This is a genomic window from Colwellia sp. RE-S-Sl-9, assembly GCF_048296855.1.
Classification (GTDB): domain Bacteria; phylum Pseudomonadota; class Gammaproteobacteria; order Enterobacterales; family Alteromonadaceae; genus Pseudocolwellia.
In genome coordinates this window covers 2,521,793-2,537,708 of the sequence record NZ_CP182631.1, presented here as the reverse complement: position 1 = coordinate 2,537,708, position 15,916 = coordinate 2,521,793, and the positions used below count along the sequence as shown (strand labels likewise).

Genomic DNA, 15,916 nt, shown 5'->3' with positions numbered 1-15,916 from the left:
TTGAAGTGAATAATACTTGCATTAGTTCACAACAACTTAAATTATTACTGCCTATTCGTAGGCATTAAATATCCCAACTATATGGTGTTTCACTTGCGTAAAAACAAGGTTTTTATCTAAAAAATAAAAATAATTTTATTTAATCAAACACTTAAGGTAGAAAAGTTGAAAACTGTATACTTGTAGCTAATTTTTAACATGACCTTGTAGCAGCCTTTACTGTGCAGAGTCAATCTTTTTCACCTTTTATACCATATAAACGGGGTTTAAACGAAATTTGATGTTTATTCAAAAATTCTAATAATATTCACTATGTTGTTATTTATTTAATCGTAAATATCTTGTGTTTTTGGGATATTAGCTTAATTAAACTCATAAAAATCAAGTAAAGGTACATGATATTCAATTATTGTTACGCCATTGTGTTTAGCTTGTTCAAATAACTCAGCATATTTTGCATCTAGGTGTTTTGCCGGTAACACCGATTTGATACCTGAATGCATTACCGCAAAAATAAGAACAGCTCTTTCACCGTTTGCTGCAACTGTTGTTAGCTCTGTTAAGTGTTTTTGTCCGCGCACTGTTGTAGTATCGGGAAAATAACCTTGCCCATCTTCTAATAGGGTTGCGCTTTTTATTTCAACGTAGTGATCAGGTTTGTCTGTGTAAGTTAATAAAATATCAATTTTACTGTTTTCTTCGCCGTATTTTACTTCTCTTTTTAGCGCTGAAAAGCCAACTAAAGCTGGGATCTCATTTTTTTCTATGGCTGTCTGTACAAACACATTGGCTTGGTGAGTGTTAACGCATATAAGATCGCCATTAGCTTTTTCTGTTAACTCCCAGCTAAAGGGATATTTTCTTTTTTTGTTTTCAGACGTGCTATACCAAACAGTATCACCTGGGCTACCACAACCGCTCATAGCGCCTGTATTTGCAACATGCATGGTAGTTTCTTCACCGTTTTCTAAAATTACATCAGCAAGAAAACGCTTATAACGTTTAATTAATGTGGCTTTACGTAATGATATTTTTTGGGTCATATTTTTTGATGCTTACTGAAAGAGGTTAACGATTCTGCCTTAAGGGCCATGGTAATGAAAGTTTTTATCTAGATTATTGATGGGGAAATTTATTGAAGTCAAAGCTGAATATTGATCTAGCTTTAAGCTCATAGGTTAACCTTTGAAATCACATAGTATGCTAAGTAATGAGTTTGTCGTGAGAGGTTAACCAATTGAGTCGATTGTTAAAATTTTAGAATTATGAATTTCTACCTATCATGATCATTTCGCTACATTATTCTCCTAAATCATGATGACTTTGATAAGTACCGGTATTTTTAAAAGTGCGTTGTTCCGGTAAGTTATCTTCAACCTTTAAGGTTTTTTCTCCTGTGCCATTTTTCTTTAGCTTAAAACTGTCGTATAGTTTTCCGTCTGTTGTAAAGGATTGATAAATCAGTTGATTCTTTGTTTTTTTAATAACTTGATATGTAGGTGTATTTTCTCCGGTTCTTTCTAGAGTTACCCCATACTTTTTGTATTCTTGCCAAAGAGTCAATTTTTGCGGATAGGTTTTAGGCCCTGCTATCGAAGTGATAAATACCGACTTTACTTTTTTCGCTGTATTAGGACTAGCGATCAGATTTATGTCTTTATTAGTGCCTATGCTGCCTCTTGAATAGCTATGATCATGACCTTGTAATACTAAATCGACATTATGTTTGAGCAAAACGGGTAAAAAGGCGTTTCTAATTTCCGGTTCATCTTGGCCTGCAGTATTTAAAGGCATACCGCAATTTGAAAAAATGGGGTGGTGCATAGTTACTATATGCCACTTAGCTTTGCTGCTTTGTAATTTTTCATCAAGCCATTTGGCCTGTGCTTGTAATAATTCTTGGCTACCTAAAGCTTCTGAATCTACAACAAAAATATCTAAATCAGGGTAGCTAGCGCTATAAACGGTTTCAGACAATTCGATAGGTAAAGTGGCAACTGCTGGTAGAGTAAACTGTTTTTGCCAAAGGTCAGAAAGCGCCCACTGTTTTTCATTATTGTTTTGTATCTTCCAGTCGTATTCATGATTACCCGGAACGACAATAGCCGGTAACATGCTATGAATAAATTGACCGGCATTAAACCAATTCGACCATTGATGATCGTTAGCTCCCTCGTTAACTAAATCGCCTGCGTATATGGCAAATTCAGCTTTTGGAGATTGTTGCCAAGCGCGTTTTAATACCAGAGGCCAGTGCGAATAAATACCGTTTTGGGCATCGCCAAAATAGAGAAATTCAAAGTCATCGCTTGGTGTTTCAGCGGAAGTTTTTATTCTTTGCCAAGGAGACCAGTGGCCAGACTTACCACTGACGCGATAATTATATTCTGTATCGGGTTCTAACCCTTTAAAGGTTATGGAGTGATAGTTAACAGGATTGAGTTCTGCATTGGCAGGATAACTAAATTTTGTCGTTTGAGGCTTATTGAAGCCATAACGTAGTGGTGTGTTTTCCGTATTTGCAGTAAATGACTGCGCATTAATATCAAAGCGAGCATCAGCGGTATTTTTTACAATTTCAGCTAGAGGCTCATTTACACTAGTGTCTGTTCGCCAAGTAACTGAAAAACTATTGTAGGGTGTTTCAGTGGCTGTAACTACGATGCGATCAGGCCAAGAAGAAGCATCAAAATATGGGGTGATAGCTGCTTTTTCTGAATGGCTATGAACCGTAGCTGAAAAGATAACAAGTAGATATGTAGAGATTATCCAAAATGTTTTCATTGGTATTTCCTAAACGTTAAAAGTTAAGATCTAGATAAGCAATGTAGATCTTAAATATTACATTCCCACTTCATTGAATTGGCATTCTTAAATTAAATGCAGTTTCATGGGTAATGAAAAGGTAAAACTAGGCACTTTAAAGTTGTGCCTAGTTTGTTTTATATGACTTAAAACGCGTAACTTACTCCGCCACCAAATGTAGCTGGTGCGCCAACTAAGCGAGCACCATCGTTTAGTTCAAGAAAATAAACTTCGTCAGTAATATTGCGACCATAAGCATATACATTCAAACCATTGTTAAAGGTTACATCTACTCGTAAACCTAATAATGAGTATGAAGGTGCTGTGTTACCTTCACCTGCATTTAAACGATTTGACTCTTTACCGTGATAGCTATAGTTAAGGCGGGCATCAACTAGCGTATTGTTAGCTAACGATGTTTGGTAGCTAAGTGATGCTGTTTGACTCCATTCAGGCGAACCTGGTAACGGATCACCTATGGTATTAATCACATCATTCACTCGGTTTGAGCTAAATTCGGTGATTTCAGTATCTAGGTATGTACCCGCGGTATTTAAGCTTATTTTATGATTGTTAGTTTCTAGCAAGGTTACAGCGATTGAAGCTTCAGCACCTTGAACTGTGGCTTCACCAACATTGGTTCTACCGTTAGTATCATTTGCTAAACGAGCTGTTGCTTGTAGCTCTTCAAAATCATAAGAGAATACGTCGAATGTTAGATTCAGGTTTTCAGTGACGTAACGTAAGCCAGCTTCATAAGCGAGTACTTCTTCAGAATCAAAAGAGTAAGTTTCTTCTTCTGAGAAGATAGAGGTGCCATCGAATCCGCCACCACGATATGCAGTACTTACTGACGCAAATACGTTTAAGTTATCGTTTAAGAAGTACTGAACAGCTAGTTTTCCTGAAACGTTGCTGTCATCAAACTCACGATCCCATGAAAAATTGGCTTGAGTATTAAATGTTGATTCAAATTTAGATAATCCCCAAGGATCTGAGTCAATATTTTTACCGCTGAATTTAGCTGTGTCTTTGGTATAACGTAAACCACCGCTAATCACTAAGTCGTTTGATATGTTCCAATCTACATTGGCAAAAGTAGCAACACTGCCTCGACGTTGATTATAAGGAGAGCTATATTCCGACAATACAGCGTAGCTTGTCCAGTTGCTGGTAAAGTCTACTGAATCACTAATAAAAAATGCTCCGGCTATCCAGTCAAAATCACCACCGGTTGCATCACTTAAACGAATTTCTAATGACTTTTGGTCGAGTTTGTCGTCGAAATTGTATTGGTATCGAGGGAACGAAGTACCGTCACCATTTCCACTTACATTGCGTTCACTACTCTGCATAGCAAATAATACATCTAGGTTTAAATTAGGATTAAGCTGGCGGCTAAAGTCACCAGAAAAACCACTTACATCAATTTCGTGTGAGTAATATTCGCTAGTATAAAACTCGTATGGGTCGTTGTTTTCACCTGCGTTGCGTGATGGGTTATCTTCACTAAAAGCAATACGGTCGTACTGGCGAGTATCGCCACGGTCTTGGCTAGAAAAATAATGAAGCGTTAACGAGGTTACATCATCAAAGTCATAAACCGCTGTACCTCTAAAAGCGAATAAATCAGCATCGCCAAAGCCATCACGTTTACCTGGATCTGCTACCGGAGGAACGATTCCTTCACCACCTTCAGGAACAAAACCAGCAAAGTTACCGGCACCTGCTCCGTCCATAAACCCACCGCCTTGCTTCATTAAAACAGCAACACGAATACCTAAGTTGTCAGATACTGGTCCGCCAATGGCTGCGCTTCCTGATACGTAATCGTAAGAACCATATTCAATATCAGCATAACCATTAACTTCCTCACCTGGAGCGTTTGTTATAGCGTTAATTGAGCCCGCTGTTGTATTGCGTCCATAAAGTGTTCCTTGAGGACCTTTTAATACTTCGATACGCGCTAAATCAAAAAGTGGCATGCTTAAATAAGCGTTAGATGTTTGGTAAATACCATCTACATGTAAAGCAACTGAAGGATTACCATTGGGTTTATAATCGTCTGCTCCACCAATACCACGAATGGTAATAAAGCTGTTTTCAGGGCCACCAAAAGCTGAGTTGATTGAAATGCCCGACAAGCTATCAATCAAGTCTGTAAAATCTGTAACACCTTGGGCTTTTAACTCTTCACCACCTAATACTGAAATTGCTACAGGTGCGTCTTGTAAACTACTGTCTCGTTTTAATGCGGTTACTACAATCTCATCCATTGGTGCTTGATAGTTTGGAGCGCGCTTATTTTGTGTTAACGAACTTGTTTCTATTTTTTTAATAACAATGGCACCGCTTGGCTCTTCGTGAGCTTTTAATCCGCTACCTTGTAATAATTGTTCAACTGCTTTAATTGTTGATAATTTACCTGTAGTGGCAACCGCTTGTTTATTACTAACAAGACGACTCGGTGCAATAATCACTGTACCTGTTTGTTGAGACAGTTGATTTAATGCTTGGCCTAATGGCTGAATAGCAATATTGATTTCAGTTTGTTGTGCTAGAACATGAACAGGTGCCAAAGTGGCAACAGCTCCACCAAATAAAGCGAACTTGATAGAACGACTCAATGTTTTCATTTTGTATTTTCCAAGTTAATTAATGTGGGTTCGCTACAAGAGTCATAGAGTTAAAATTTTTTTCATGAAAATAGGTTGTTTAATAAAAGCTTAATATTTGATAGTTCATTTTTTGTTGTTTAAATCTTTTAAATTCAGTTTGTTACCTTGTTTTATTTATTGAACTAAAATAAAGCGATAAAATTATTTTTTCTCGAAATTAAGCTTGTTAATTTTTTTACAATTGAGATGTATAGATTACTTTGTGAGCACATTACGATTTTCTTCTTCAATAAAGGTAATTGAATACGCGGCAGCTAAACCAGCCAGCATTTGATCTATTTGCTTGAAAGTAAAAGAAGCGGTTATAGGTAGGTTATTAATACTGTCATTTAATATAACCACAGGTTTACTGGCGTATCGATTAATATCCATGATGACACTTTGTAATGGCACGTTATCGTATATTAGGCGCTCGTTTAACCAAGAAAATTCAGCTTCAGGGTCAAAGGGAGAAACAGCAGAGGTAAATTCGCCATGAATGTTCGCCCGTATTTGCTGATGAGCAGTTAAGCGCTGTACTTGTTCATCCTTTGTTCCTTGCTCTGGTAAATCAGCTACGTCCACTAAACCTCGCTCAACTGAAACTTTTATTGCGTTATTCGTTCCTTGTTTAACTTCAAAGGCGGTTCCTCTTACCCGTACTTGAGTTTGCTGCGCGGTTACTGAAAAAACGCGTGATGGATCATGAGCTACATCAAAATAAGCACTGCCTTGTTCCAGTTTTACTTTGCGTTCTTCTTGGTTAATGGCTACAAGGATGCTGGAACCACCTGATAATGTGACTTTAGAGCCGTCATCTAAAGTGAATGAAGAGTTTTCTCCAATGGGCGAGTTAAATGCGACTTCAGGTGTTGCAATGATGGTGGGCGCGGTATTACGAAATAAAGTGAATATTGCAATTAACGCGACACATGAAGCCATAGCACTAATATACATGGCTGATTTAGTGAAAAAGTTTTTGTTGCTTCGATCCTGCTCTTCATCTGCGTGATTTTGTAACCAATCGACAGCTGAGTCTGTCATGCCAATAGTTTGCCAAACTTGGTGTGAGTGTTTAAATGCTTGACGATTTTCATTCTTGTGGTTTAGCCATTGTACAAATTGCTCACGTTTTTCTTGGCTTATATCACCAGAATAAAAATAAGCTAACCAAGTTCTGGCTTGTGCTTGTGGCGTATCACTAGTCGAACTATTAGAAGGGTGCAAAATAATTAGTTCGCCTTTGGCGTTTGGGTTTTGTTGCTTCATGTATTCAACTCTTAAGAAATTAGTAGGCAGTACGACAATTGGTTTTGTTTAAGTGTGTTTTGGTGTTTGTATGTGTAAATTGGGCATCGGTATCGACACTTTCTAAAATTGCCATTGCTGAGTTTAATTGACGACTAATATCGGCTAAGCTCCAGCCAGTATCTGCAGATATTTGAACATAGGTTTGTCCTTTAATACGCACTCGCATCAGAATATCGCGCTGTTTTTCAGTGAGTTGCTCAGTGCCTTTTTGTAAAGCTGCAATGCGTTGCTCATTTTGTAAAATTGTTTCAGGGCACACATCATCTAACTGATCTTCATTGAGCTGAAGTTGCTCAGCCAAAAAATTACGATTCTTAGTTAATTGGCCAATCGATTTTAAAGTGATATTTATGGCTATTTTAATGATATAAGCTTTTGGATCTTGTACCTCAGAAGTGTCTTTCATTTGAGCAAATCGACTAAAAGCTTCTTGGGCAACATCTTCAGGTTCAGGTGGCCCTGAGCCATAACACTTATGTAATAAGCGACAAACATCACGCCAGTGATTACGAAAAAGTTTATCGATAGTTTGGTGGTGAGTTACATTGTTATTTTGTGTATAAGTTGTATTTGATTTAGGTGCTGATTCTTTCAAATAGGAATTAATAAAAAACAATGGGGCTTTATGTACCACTTTATTCATTGGTATTCACTCGCTAACAACTAGAAAAATCGGGCGAATAGTAACGAGTGATCACAACACTAAGATGACAGCAAACTTAAAATTATAAAGTTTCATAAAAATTTAATATTATGAGCAAGAATTTGTCATTAAAAATGATCTAAAGCTCTACTTAAACAAGATGTAAGACGTTAAGGGCTATGTCAGGTAGAATGACTTATCTAGAACTTAGGTTAAATAGGATATAACGCCCTTAACGTTATTTTAGCTGTACTTTTATGACCCAATACTTTCCGATAGATGCGATTAAAGATGAATTTCTTTCTGCTTTAAAACAACATAATACTTTGATATTAACGGCTCCTCCTGGTGCGGGTAAATCAACACGTTTGCCTTTGTGGTTGTTGTCGTTAGCGCAATATAAAAATAAAAAAATCTATTTATTACAGCCTCGTCGCGTCGCCGCTAAAAATATTGCCTGTTATTTAAGTCAGCAAATTGGCGAACCTGTAGGGCAAACTATTGGTTATCGATTAAAGAATGAATCGAAAGTTTCCAGGAGTACACGATTAGAAGTGATAACCGAAGGTATTTTAACGCAAATTATTCAAAACGATGCTGAACTGAGTGATTGTGGTTTAGTTATATTAGATGAGTTTCACGAGCGTTCATTGCATGGTGATCTCGCTTATGCTTTGGCAAGAGATGTTCAGCAGGCTTTAAGAGAAGATTTACAACTAGTAATTATGTCGGCAACGCTGGCGATTAAATCATTAACACAAAAGCTACCTGATGCGATTACACTCGCGAGTGAAGGACGAAGTTTTCCGGTAGATGTTGAGTATGTACCCAATGTAACTTCAAAACGTTTACAACAACATTACTCAGTAGCGAATCAATGGCGCGAACATGCCTTAAAAGTTATTGCACAACAAGCCGTTGAACATGATGGTTCTATTCTTGTGTTTTTACCGGGTGTTGCCGATATTAAATACTTGTGTCAAAACTTAGCCGATAAGCTCATCAATTCTGCTATTCAATTGTGTCCATTATATGGAGAGCTTTCTATCTCTGAACAACAAAAAGCGATTGCTCCATCAGCGAATGGCGAACGTAAATTGGTATTGGCGACTAATATTGCTGAAACCAGTTTAACCATTGAAGGTGTAACCTTAGTGATTGATTGTGGCTTCGAAAAAACAGCCATTTATGATCCTAAAACCTTAACCAATAAATTACAGCAACAAGTTATTTCAAAAGCTTCAGCTATACAACGAGCTGGCCGTGCTGGGCGTTTAAGTGCAGGTAAGTGTTTACGTTTATACAGCCAAGAAGACTTTAGCCGACGCGATGAAAACAGTAAAAGTGAAATTCAGCAGGCTGATTTATTACCTTTTGTAATTGAAGCTGCGCGTTGGGGAGTAACTAAACTATCTGACTTACCACTAATTGAATTACCCACAGAAATTAAAGAACAACAAGCTTGGCAAGAGCTACGTTCGTTAAATATTGTTACGGATCAAAATCAGTTAACTTCTCACGGTAAAGCGGTTGCTGTTGTGGCATCTCATCCACGTTTTGCTCATATGATTATTATGGCAAAGTCGTTAGAACAAAAGCATGGCGTTAAAGGCCTATTATCTTTAGCGTGTTTAATTGCTGTATTGTTAGAAGAGCGAGATGTATTTACCCGCGAACAAAGTCGCTTTGATTGTAATTTAACCCATAGAATTGATGCGTTATTACATGAGAAAGTTCGTGGTCATGTTGCGCATCAAGTATTTAAACAAGCGGATCAACTCGCTAAAAAATTTAGTAGCAGCGTAAAAGCACGCAGCCAATTCCCCGTTCATTACACTGGCGTATTACTTGCCTTAGCGTACCCTGAACGTGTTGCTAAATATCGTTATGACGATATTACCCAGAGCGGCAACAAAGGGACTAGCAACCAGCAAACAGGCGAGTATCTAACAACAGCCGGAAAAGGTATCACTATAAATCAAGACGATGCTCTCTTGGGAGAAACTTATATTGTTGCGGCTCAAGTAAGCGAAGTTCAAATGAGAACTGGAGAATCTCGAGCTGGGCAAAAAGGGTTAATAGTCCAGCTTGCGGCACCTGTTGATATTGAACAGCTTATCGATTGGAATATTGTGCAAACCAGTACTGAAATCGATACGGCCTACAACGCCAAGGTCGATCGTATTACAGCGCAAAAGTTAACTAAAATAAACGCCTTAGTGATTGATGAACGAGCTTCCCCTGAACAATTAAATAGCGAGTTAGTTGCGCAATTATGGGCAAAAGAATTAACTAAACAAGGTTTAAGTTTTTTGCCTTTAAAAGAGAAAGATCAAGCACTTTTATTAAGATGGCGTTGGTTAACTTTACACAGTAAGGCGATAGATTTACCAAGTAGTGATGAAGCTAATTTGTTGGCAAATATAGATACCTGGTTTTTACCTTTTGTTGGCGACATTAAAAGTAAAAAACAGTTAGATAAATGTGACTTTTCTGAAATGTTTTTATCCTTATTAAGCTATCAACAGCAACAAACCTTAGTGAAAGCCGCACCTGAATATTTTATTGGCCCAACAAAAAGGCGTTGTGCTATTCGCTATACGGATGAGCGTTCGCCCATTGTGTCTATGCCGATGCAAGAGCTTTACGGTTTAACAGTTACGCCATCAATAGGCACCGATAATAACGAGCAAGGCGGTCAGAATAGTATTCCGCTATTGCTAGAAATTCTATCTCCAGCAAAAAGGCCTATTCAAGTAACTCAAGATTTAGCTGCTTTTTGGCAGGGGAGTTACAAGGCGGTTCAAAAGGATATGAAATCGCAATATCCACGCCATTTCTGGCCTGATGACCCAGCGAATGCAAAGGCAACACGCCAAACGAAACGACACATGATGAAGGATGAAGATTTGAGCTAAGTGAGTTTAAGTCGCTTGCGCTATTTTCTTCATGGCTTGCTCAAGGATTGGTTGATTACCATCAAGCCAATGAATTTTAGTGCCATTTTTTTCTAATCGTCTTAACCATGTAGCTTGTTTCTTAGAGAATAAATGAATGGCGCTGTTGAGCTTTTGAAACATGTCGTTTTTGGTGAGTTGACCTTGTAGATATTGCGCCACAAAACGGTATTCTAAACCATAAAAGTTTAATGTTTCCCACGATACGCCTTGTTGATGAAGTCGTTCTACTTCTTCAATCAATCCTTGTTCTAATCGTTCTTTTAAGCGGAGAGTTATTCTTTGTTTAACTATTTCTCTTTCCCAATTAATCGCGGTAATAAAAGGTGTTAATTTGGGAAAGTAAGCAATATTTTCAGGTGTGCTTTTTTCACCTTCAGCAATTTCAATGGCTCTTATTAATCGTTGAGTATCAATTAAATCAGTGGTGTTATGCAGGTTAGGTTTTAGTGTTTTGAGTCGTTCAACTAAAATGTCATGGTTTTGATTTGCGAGTTCTGCGCGTAATTCAGGATTTTCAGGTACTTCAACTAATCGGTATCCTTTAATTATTGAATCAACATATAAAGCTGATCCCCCCGCTAAAATAGGCAGTTTATTTCTGTTAGTTATATCTTCAAACGCGCGAATAAAGTCGCGTTGAAAATCAAAAATATTATATTCGTAACCCGGCTCTACAATATCAATTAAATGATAGGGAATTTCTTGATACTCTTGAAGATCTTTCCCGCTGCCAATATCAAGACCTTTGTATACTTGTCTTGAGTCAGCCGACATCACTTCGCCATTAAGTAAACGAGCAAGATCCACTGCAAGTTTAGTTTTACCTGAAGCGGTAGAGCCGAGAATAACGAGTAGGTTGAAAGCTGACATAGGGTTTCCAATTAATATAATAAACGTGATTATTATACCTGTATAGCAATTGTCAGGGCTAGAATTTACTACATTTGATGAGGGTTATGTATATAATGCGAATATTAAGTTTCTCCAAAAATAACCATGTAATTCAAACTATTTATGTCTGTAAAAAAAGCTAAAGATAAAACACCAGAATCATCACCAACATCTGAAGCAAAAAATAACGTTTCAAAAACGAGGCGAGTGCTAGTTTGGGGCGCAATTACGTTTGCTAAAGTGCTATTTATTCTTGTGTTTTTTCTTGTGATTTATAGCATTTATCTTGATGGAAAAGTAAGAAACAAGTTTGAAGGCCAACGCTGGGAAGTACCTATTCAAGTGTATGGCAAAGCTGAACCGTTTAAACGTTCACAAGCGATCAATTTAGTGGTTTTATCTTCATCACTACAGTTTTCTGGCTATAAGCGAGTGAGTAAAGTAACTAAGGCTGGCGAATATGCTATGTCGGGCTCACGTATTGTGGTTTATCGTCGAGCTTTTAGTTTTGATAATGACATGCAGGCGGCAAATAAGGTTCAAATTGATGTAAGTAATGGTCGCGTAAGTAAAATTTACATAGATAATCAGTCGGTAAGTTTGGTTCGAATGGAGCCTATATTAATGGACCGTATTTTACCTTCAAGTAAAGAAGACCGTGTACTTACTCCTATAGGCGATGTGCCGGTGTTATTGCTTGATACCTTGCTATTAGTTGAAGACCGCAATTTTTATTTTCATAAAGGTATTTCTCCGTTAGGTATATTAAGAGCACTTTACAGTAATATTTTAGCGGGTAGAACGGTTCAAGGGGGCAGTACACTTACGCAGCAGTTGGTTAAAAATATGTTTTTAACCCGAGATAAAACCTTATGGCGCAAAGCAAATGAAGCCATAATGTCGTTAATTTTAGAGTATCGCTACAGCAAAGATCTTTTGTTAGAGGCTTATATAAATGAAGTGTATTTGGGGCAAAACTACGCTAATGCAATTCATGGCTTTGGTTTAGCCGCTGAGTTTTATTTTGGCCAACGTATTGAACAATTAACCCCAGAACAAATGGCTATGTTGGTAGGAATTGTTAAAGGGCCGAGTTATTACGATCCATGGCGTAAACCTAATAAAACAAAAGCTCGACGCGATTTAGTTTTAAAGTTGATGTTTGAAAAAGAGTTTCTAACAAAACCTGAATTTGTTAAAGCGATAGAATCGCCATTAACGGTTAGAGAAGCACGCAGGTTTTCTCGTCAAAAATTTCCAAGTTATGTGCAGTTGGTTAAGCAAGAGCTTGCTGAATTGATGACCGAATACGATCAAAAGTCAGGTATTTCTGTATTTACTGGTTTTTCTTATTATAGCCAACAGTTGTTAGAACAAACAGTGGAAGAGCGGCTCCCTAAACTTGATACTACTGGAGAGCTACAAGCCGCCATGGTGGTAAGTGATATAAAATCGGGTGAAATAAAAGCTATTGTCGGTGGTAAAAAAAGTGGTTATGCCGGTTTTAACCGAGCGATAAATTCGAATAGACCTATTGGTTCTTTAGTAAAGCCTGCCATTTATCTAGCGGCGTTAGAACGCTATGAACAGTATTCTTTAGCGACGGTATTAGAAGATAAACCAATCACACTTACTTCTGATGAAGGCACACAATGGAGTCCTAAAAACTACGATGGCAAGTATCGCACAAAAGTTAATTTAATTGATGCTCTGGTTGAGTCATTAAATATTCCTACCGTTAATTTAGGTATGGCGATTGGCTTAACTAATATTGCTGATACTTTACATGTATTAGGATTTGATAAAGATATTACCGTACGGCCTTCTATGTTATTAGGCTCAATTAATATGTCGCCAGTAGAAGTGAACCAGTTTTACTTGCCTATTGCATCTAATGGTTTTAGCAAGCAAGGTCATGCTATTACGCGTATTATTTCTTCTCAAGACGTAACGTTATGGGAGTTTGAAGCGGTAGATACACAATTGTTTTCGTCGCAAGCCTCTTACTTACTTGATTATGCATTATCTAAAGTAACTAAACAGGGTACAGCTAAATCCTTAACTTGGCGCCTTAAAGGTAAAGAGATTTTAGGTAAAACAGGTACAACAAATGATCAACGAGACAGCTGGTTTGTTGGTTTTGATAATCAACACCTTGTTACGTCTTGGGTTGGCTTAGATGATAATAAACCGACCAAGCTAACAGGAAGCAGCGGAGCTTTGGTTTTATTTGCTGACTATATGAATAAACAAGGTGTTAGCAATAAGCACTTAAATCCGCCTGACAGAATTGAGCTTGTAACTTTTGAAAAAGAAACGGGTAATGCTGTATCAGATAACTGTAGTGAAACAATATCTTTGCCAGCGAATAGCAACTATCTTCAAAAACTGGAAACGTGTACTCGTCCATCATCTAAAAAACGCTCATGGCTGGATAAATTGTTTGGGAATTAGAAAAATTTTATTCAAATTTTTATGTTAAATGCTGTTGTTTAATTGTATACAATTTGTTAATAATAAGTTATTTATAGGGTGTTATATTACAAGAGGAAATATAACTCGCTGTTTTAAAAAATTTACTCTAACAATTAAGCATCAATATCGGATCTTTATACATTTTGCTCCTATGATATTTCTATGTTAGTAATTGTGAATAGAAAATTAAATGAGTTTTTCGCGTATTTATTTATGTTTTATAGGGTTTAATTAACGTAAAGCGTTAGCTAAACCTTCAGCACAGGAAGCTATATTTATTACATATTTCATACAGATTATAAGTTGACGTAAAATAAAGTCACGCAGAGGTAAATATGAAACAACGCTTAGATTTTGCATATCTTACCGTATTACCAAACAATATTATTGAAGTGGTTATTGATGATGGTATCGAACTAACCTTAGAAATGGTTGAAGAAAGCCATCAGGTTTTGAAGGAGGCGATGACGAGTTGTTTCGCGTTATTGATTAACAATATTCACCAATTTGAAATGACATTTGAGGCTAAGTTAACTATGGCCTCGCATGAACAATTAAAAGCGATTGCGTTTGTTTATTATAATCAAAATAATAAAACCGAAATTGAAAAGCTGATTGAATTAAGAAAAGTTGATGATTGGAATGTTAAAATATTTTCTGGATTAGAGATGGGCTGGCAAGAAGCGCATAGTTGGCTTACACATGAAATGGAAAGCTTAAAAGCTAAATCAAATTTATCGGATGATTGAAAAGCATCGTTCAAGTTATAACAATTACATTAATTAGCTAATAAAAAAGGTAGATATGTTATGCATATCTACCTTTTTTATTTTGAGGAGAGCCGTACCAATATCACGAATGACAGGTATTAATTCTCATTATAATTGAGCAAAACACTTATCAGCTGCAGCTAATGTTTTATCAATAATGTCATCAGTATGAGCCGTTGATAAAAAGCCCGTTTCAAAGGCTGATGGCGCTAAGTAAACACCTTCTTTTAACATTAAATGGAAGAATTTTTGAAATCTTTCGCTATCACATGCCGTTGCTTGCGCATAAGTTGTAATGGTTTCCTTTGCATCAGTAAAGAAAAATCCAAACATGCCGCCTACGTAGTTTACGCTTAGTGCAATATTATTTTTTTCAGCCATCGCTTTTAATCCAAGGGCTAGTTTTTTAGTGCCTTCAGATAACTGTTGGTGTTTATTGCCCTGAGACAATTCAGTTAACGACGCTAAACCTGCTGCCATCGCTATTGGGTTACCTGATAGGGTGCCTGCTTGATAAACTGGGCCTACAGGAGCGATATAATCCATTATTTCTGTTTTACCACCAAAGGCGCCAACAGGCATGCCGCCACCAATAACTTTACCTAACGTTGTAAGATCAGGAACAATATTATAATGAGCTTGAGCACCGCCGAGTGCAACTCTGAATCCAGTCATAACTTCATCAAAAATTAAGACACTGTTGTGTTGATCGCAAACTTCTCTTAAACCTTCAAGAAATCCTTCTACAGGAGGAATGCAGTTCATGTTTCCTGCCACGGGTTCCACAATAATACAGGCGATTTCGTCTTTATATTCAGTAAAAATTGCTTTTACTTCTTCAATATTATTAAAGCTAACGGTCAGTGTATGTTTAGCAAAATCAGCAGGTATACCAGGAGAGTTAGGTACACCCATGGTTAATGCACCAGAACCCGCTTTAACGAGTAACGAGTCGGCATGACCGTGATAACAACCTTCAAACTTTAATATTTTATCTCGGCCTGTATAACCACGAGCTAAACGTATAGCGCTCATGGTTGCTTCTGTGCCTGAACTTACCATACGAAGCTTTTCCATTGATGGCACAAGTTCTTTAACTTTTTCAGCCATGGTAATTTCAAGTTCGGTTGGGGCGCCAAAACTTAAACCATTTTTTGCTGTTGAAATAACAGCTTCTAAAATAGCAGGGTGATTATGACCTAAAATCATAGGTCCCCATGAGCCTACGTAATCAATGTAGGCATTATCGTCGGCATCGTAAATATAGGCGCCGTCTGCGCGTTTAATAAAACAGGGTGTGCCGCCTACGCCGTTAAAAGCTCTTACAGGAGAGTTAACGCCACCAGGAATAATGTGTTGTGCGTTTTCAAAAAGTTGTTCAGATTTATTCATTTTGTCGTTCCA

At 37.3% G+C, this 15,916-nt stretch carries 10 protein-coding genes; 3 read left to right on the top strand and 7 right to left on the bottom strand.

What is annotated here, in order from left to right:
* Positions 1-362 precede the first annotated feature (362 nt).
* From sfsA to ACM9HF_RS10850, 5 genes are all read right to left on the bottom strand, one after another.
* On the bottom strand, positions 363-1,043 hold the full coding sequence (gene sfsA, locus ACM9HF_RS10870) for a DNA/RNA nuclease SfsA (protein WP_473607728.1): 681 nt from the start codon (positions 1,041-1,043) through the stop codon (positions 363-365).
* A gap of 256 nt (positions 1,044-1,299) precedes the next feature.
* Complete coding sequence (locus ACM9HF_RS10865; RefSeq protein WP_473607724.1) at positions 1,300-2,784, bottom strand: purple acid phosphatase family protein; 1,485 nt, start codon at positions 2,782-2,784, stop codon at positions 1,300-1,302.
* A 167-nt stretch (positions 2,785-2,951) separates the two neighbouring features.
* A complete protein-coding gene (locus ACM9HF_RS10860; protein ID WP_473607720.1) occupies positions 2,952-5,441 on the bottom strand; it encodes a TonB-dependent receptor in 2,490 nt (829 codons plus the stop codon).
* A 237-nt stretch (positions 5,442-5,678) separates the two neighbouring features.
* Positions 5,679-6,731, bottom strand: a complete 1,053-nt coding sequence (locus ACM9HF_RS10855) for a FecR family protein (RefSeq protein WP_473607715.1) — start codon at positions 6,729-6,731, stop codon at positions 5,679-5,681.
* Positions 6,732-6,750: 19 nt separating this feature from the next.
* Positions 6,751-7,416, bottom strand: coding sequence for an RNA polymerase sigma factor (locus ACM9HF_RS10850; protein WP_473607712.1), 666 nt, complete (start codon positions 7,414-7,416; stop codon positions 6,751-6,753).
* A gap of 257 nt (positions 7,417-7,673) precedes the next feature.
* On the opposite strand from ACM9HF_RS10850, the gene hrpB reads away from it, so the two are divergent.
* Positions 7,674-10,334 (top strand): ATP-dependent helicase HrpB, encoded by a 2,661-nt coding sequence (gene hrpB / locus ACM9HF_RS10845; RefSeq protein ID WP_473607707.1) that lies wholly within the window; start codon positions 7,674-7,676, stop codon positions 10,332-10,334.
* A gap of 6 nt (positions 10,335-10,340) precedes the next feature.
* Here hrpB and miaA read toward each other — a convergent pair whose 3' ends face one another.
* Positions 10,341-11,246: a tRNA (adenosine(37)-N6)-dimethylallyltransferase MiaA gene (miaA, locus tag ACM9HF_RS10840; protein ID WP_473607704.1), complete on the bottom strand. Its 906-nt coding sequence runs from the start codon at positions 11,244-11,246 to the stop codon at positions 10,341-10,343.
* Between the two features lie 144 nt (positions 11,247-11,390).
* Between miaA and mrcB the strand changes: the two genes are divergently transcribed.
* Together mrcB and ACM9HF_RS10830 are read left to right on the top strand one after the other, a co-directional pair.
* Positions 11,391-13,721 carry a penicillin-binding protein 1B gene (gene mrcB / locus ACM9HF_RS10835; protein ID WP_473607701.1) on the top strand — a complete coding sequence of 777 codons (2,331 nt, stop codon included), beginning with the start codon at positions 11,391-11,393 and terminating at the stop codon, positions 13,719-13,721.
* A 356-nt stretch (positions 13,722-14,077) separates the two neighbouring features.
* Complete coding sequence (locus ACM9HF_RS10830; protein ID WP_473607697.1) at positions 14,078-14,491, top strand: hypothetical protein; 414 nt, start codon at positions 14,078-14,080, stop codon at positions 14,489-14,491.
* A gap of 129 nt (positions 14,492-14,620) precedes the next feature.
* On the opposite strand, the gene hemL is transcribed toward ACM9HF_RS10830, so the two are convergent.
* Positions 14,621-15,904 carry a glutamate-1-semialdehyde 2,1-aminomutase gene (gene hemL, locus ACM9HF_RS10825; RefSeq protein ID WP_473607694.1) on the bottom strand — a complete coding sequence of 428 codons (1,284 nt, stop codon included), beginning with the start codon at positions 15,902-15,904 and terminating at the stop codon, positions 14,621-14,623.
* Positions 15,905-15,916 lie beyond the last annotated feature (12 nt).

What these genes read in the sequence shown, in the direction of transcription:
- sfsA (WP_473607728.1), bottom strand. Translation starts at nt 1,043, where the DNA reads ATGACCCAAAAAATATCATTACGTAAAGCCACATTAATTAAACGTTAT.
- ACM9HF_RS10865 (WP_473607724.1), bottom strand. Translation starts at nt 2,784, where the DNA reads ATGAAAACATTTTGGATAATCTCTACATATCTACTTGTTATCTTTTCA.
- ACM9HF_RS10860 (WP_473607720.1), bottom strand. Translation starts at nt 5,441, where the DNA reads ATGAAAACATTGAGTCGTTCTATCAAGTTCGCTTTATTTGGTGGAGCT.
- ACM9HF_RS10855 (WP_473607715.1), bottom strand. Translation starts at nt 6,731, where the DNA reads ATGAAGCAACAAAACCCAAACGCCAAAGGCGAACTAATTATTTTGCAC.
- ACM9HF_RS10850 (WP_473607712.1), bottom strand. Translation starts at nt 7,416, where the DNA reads ATGAATAAAGTGGTACATAAAGCCCCATTGTTTTTTATTAATTCCTAT.
- hrpB (WP_473607707.1), top strand. Translation starts at nt 7,674, where the DNA reads ATGACCCAATACTTTCCGATAGATGCGATTAAAGATGAATTTCTTTCT.
- miaA (WP_473607704.1), bottom strand. Translation starts at nt 11,246, where the DNA reads ATGTCAGCTTTCAACCTACTCGTTATTCTCGGCTCTACCGCTTCAGGT.
- mrcB (WP_473607701.1), top strand. Translation starts at nt 11,391, where the DNA reads ATGTCTGTAAAAAAAGCTAAAGATAAAACACCAGAATCATCACCAACA.
- ACM9HF_RS10830 (WP_473607697.1), top strand. Translation starts at nt 14,078, where the DNA reads ATGAAACAACGCTTAGATTTTGCATATCTTACCGTATTACCAAACAAT.
- hemL (WP_473607694.1), bottom strand. Translation starts at nt 15,904, where the DNA reads ATGAATAAATCTGAACAACTTTTTGAAAACGCACAACACATTATTCCT.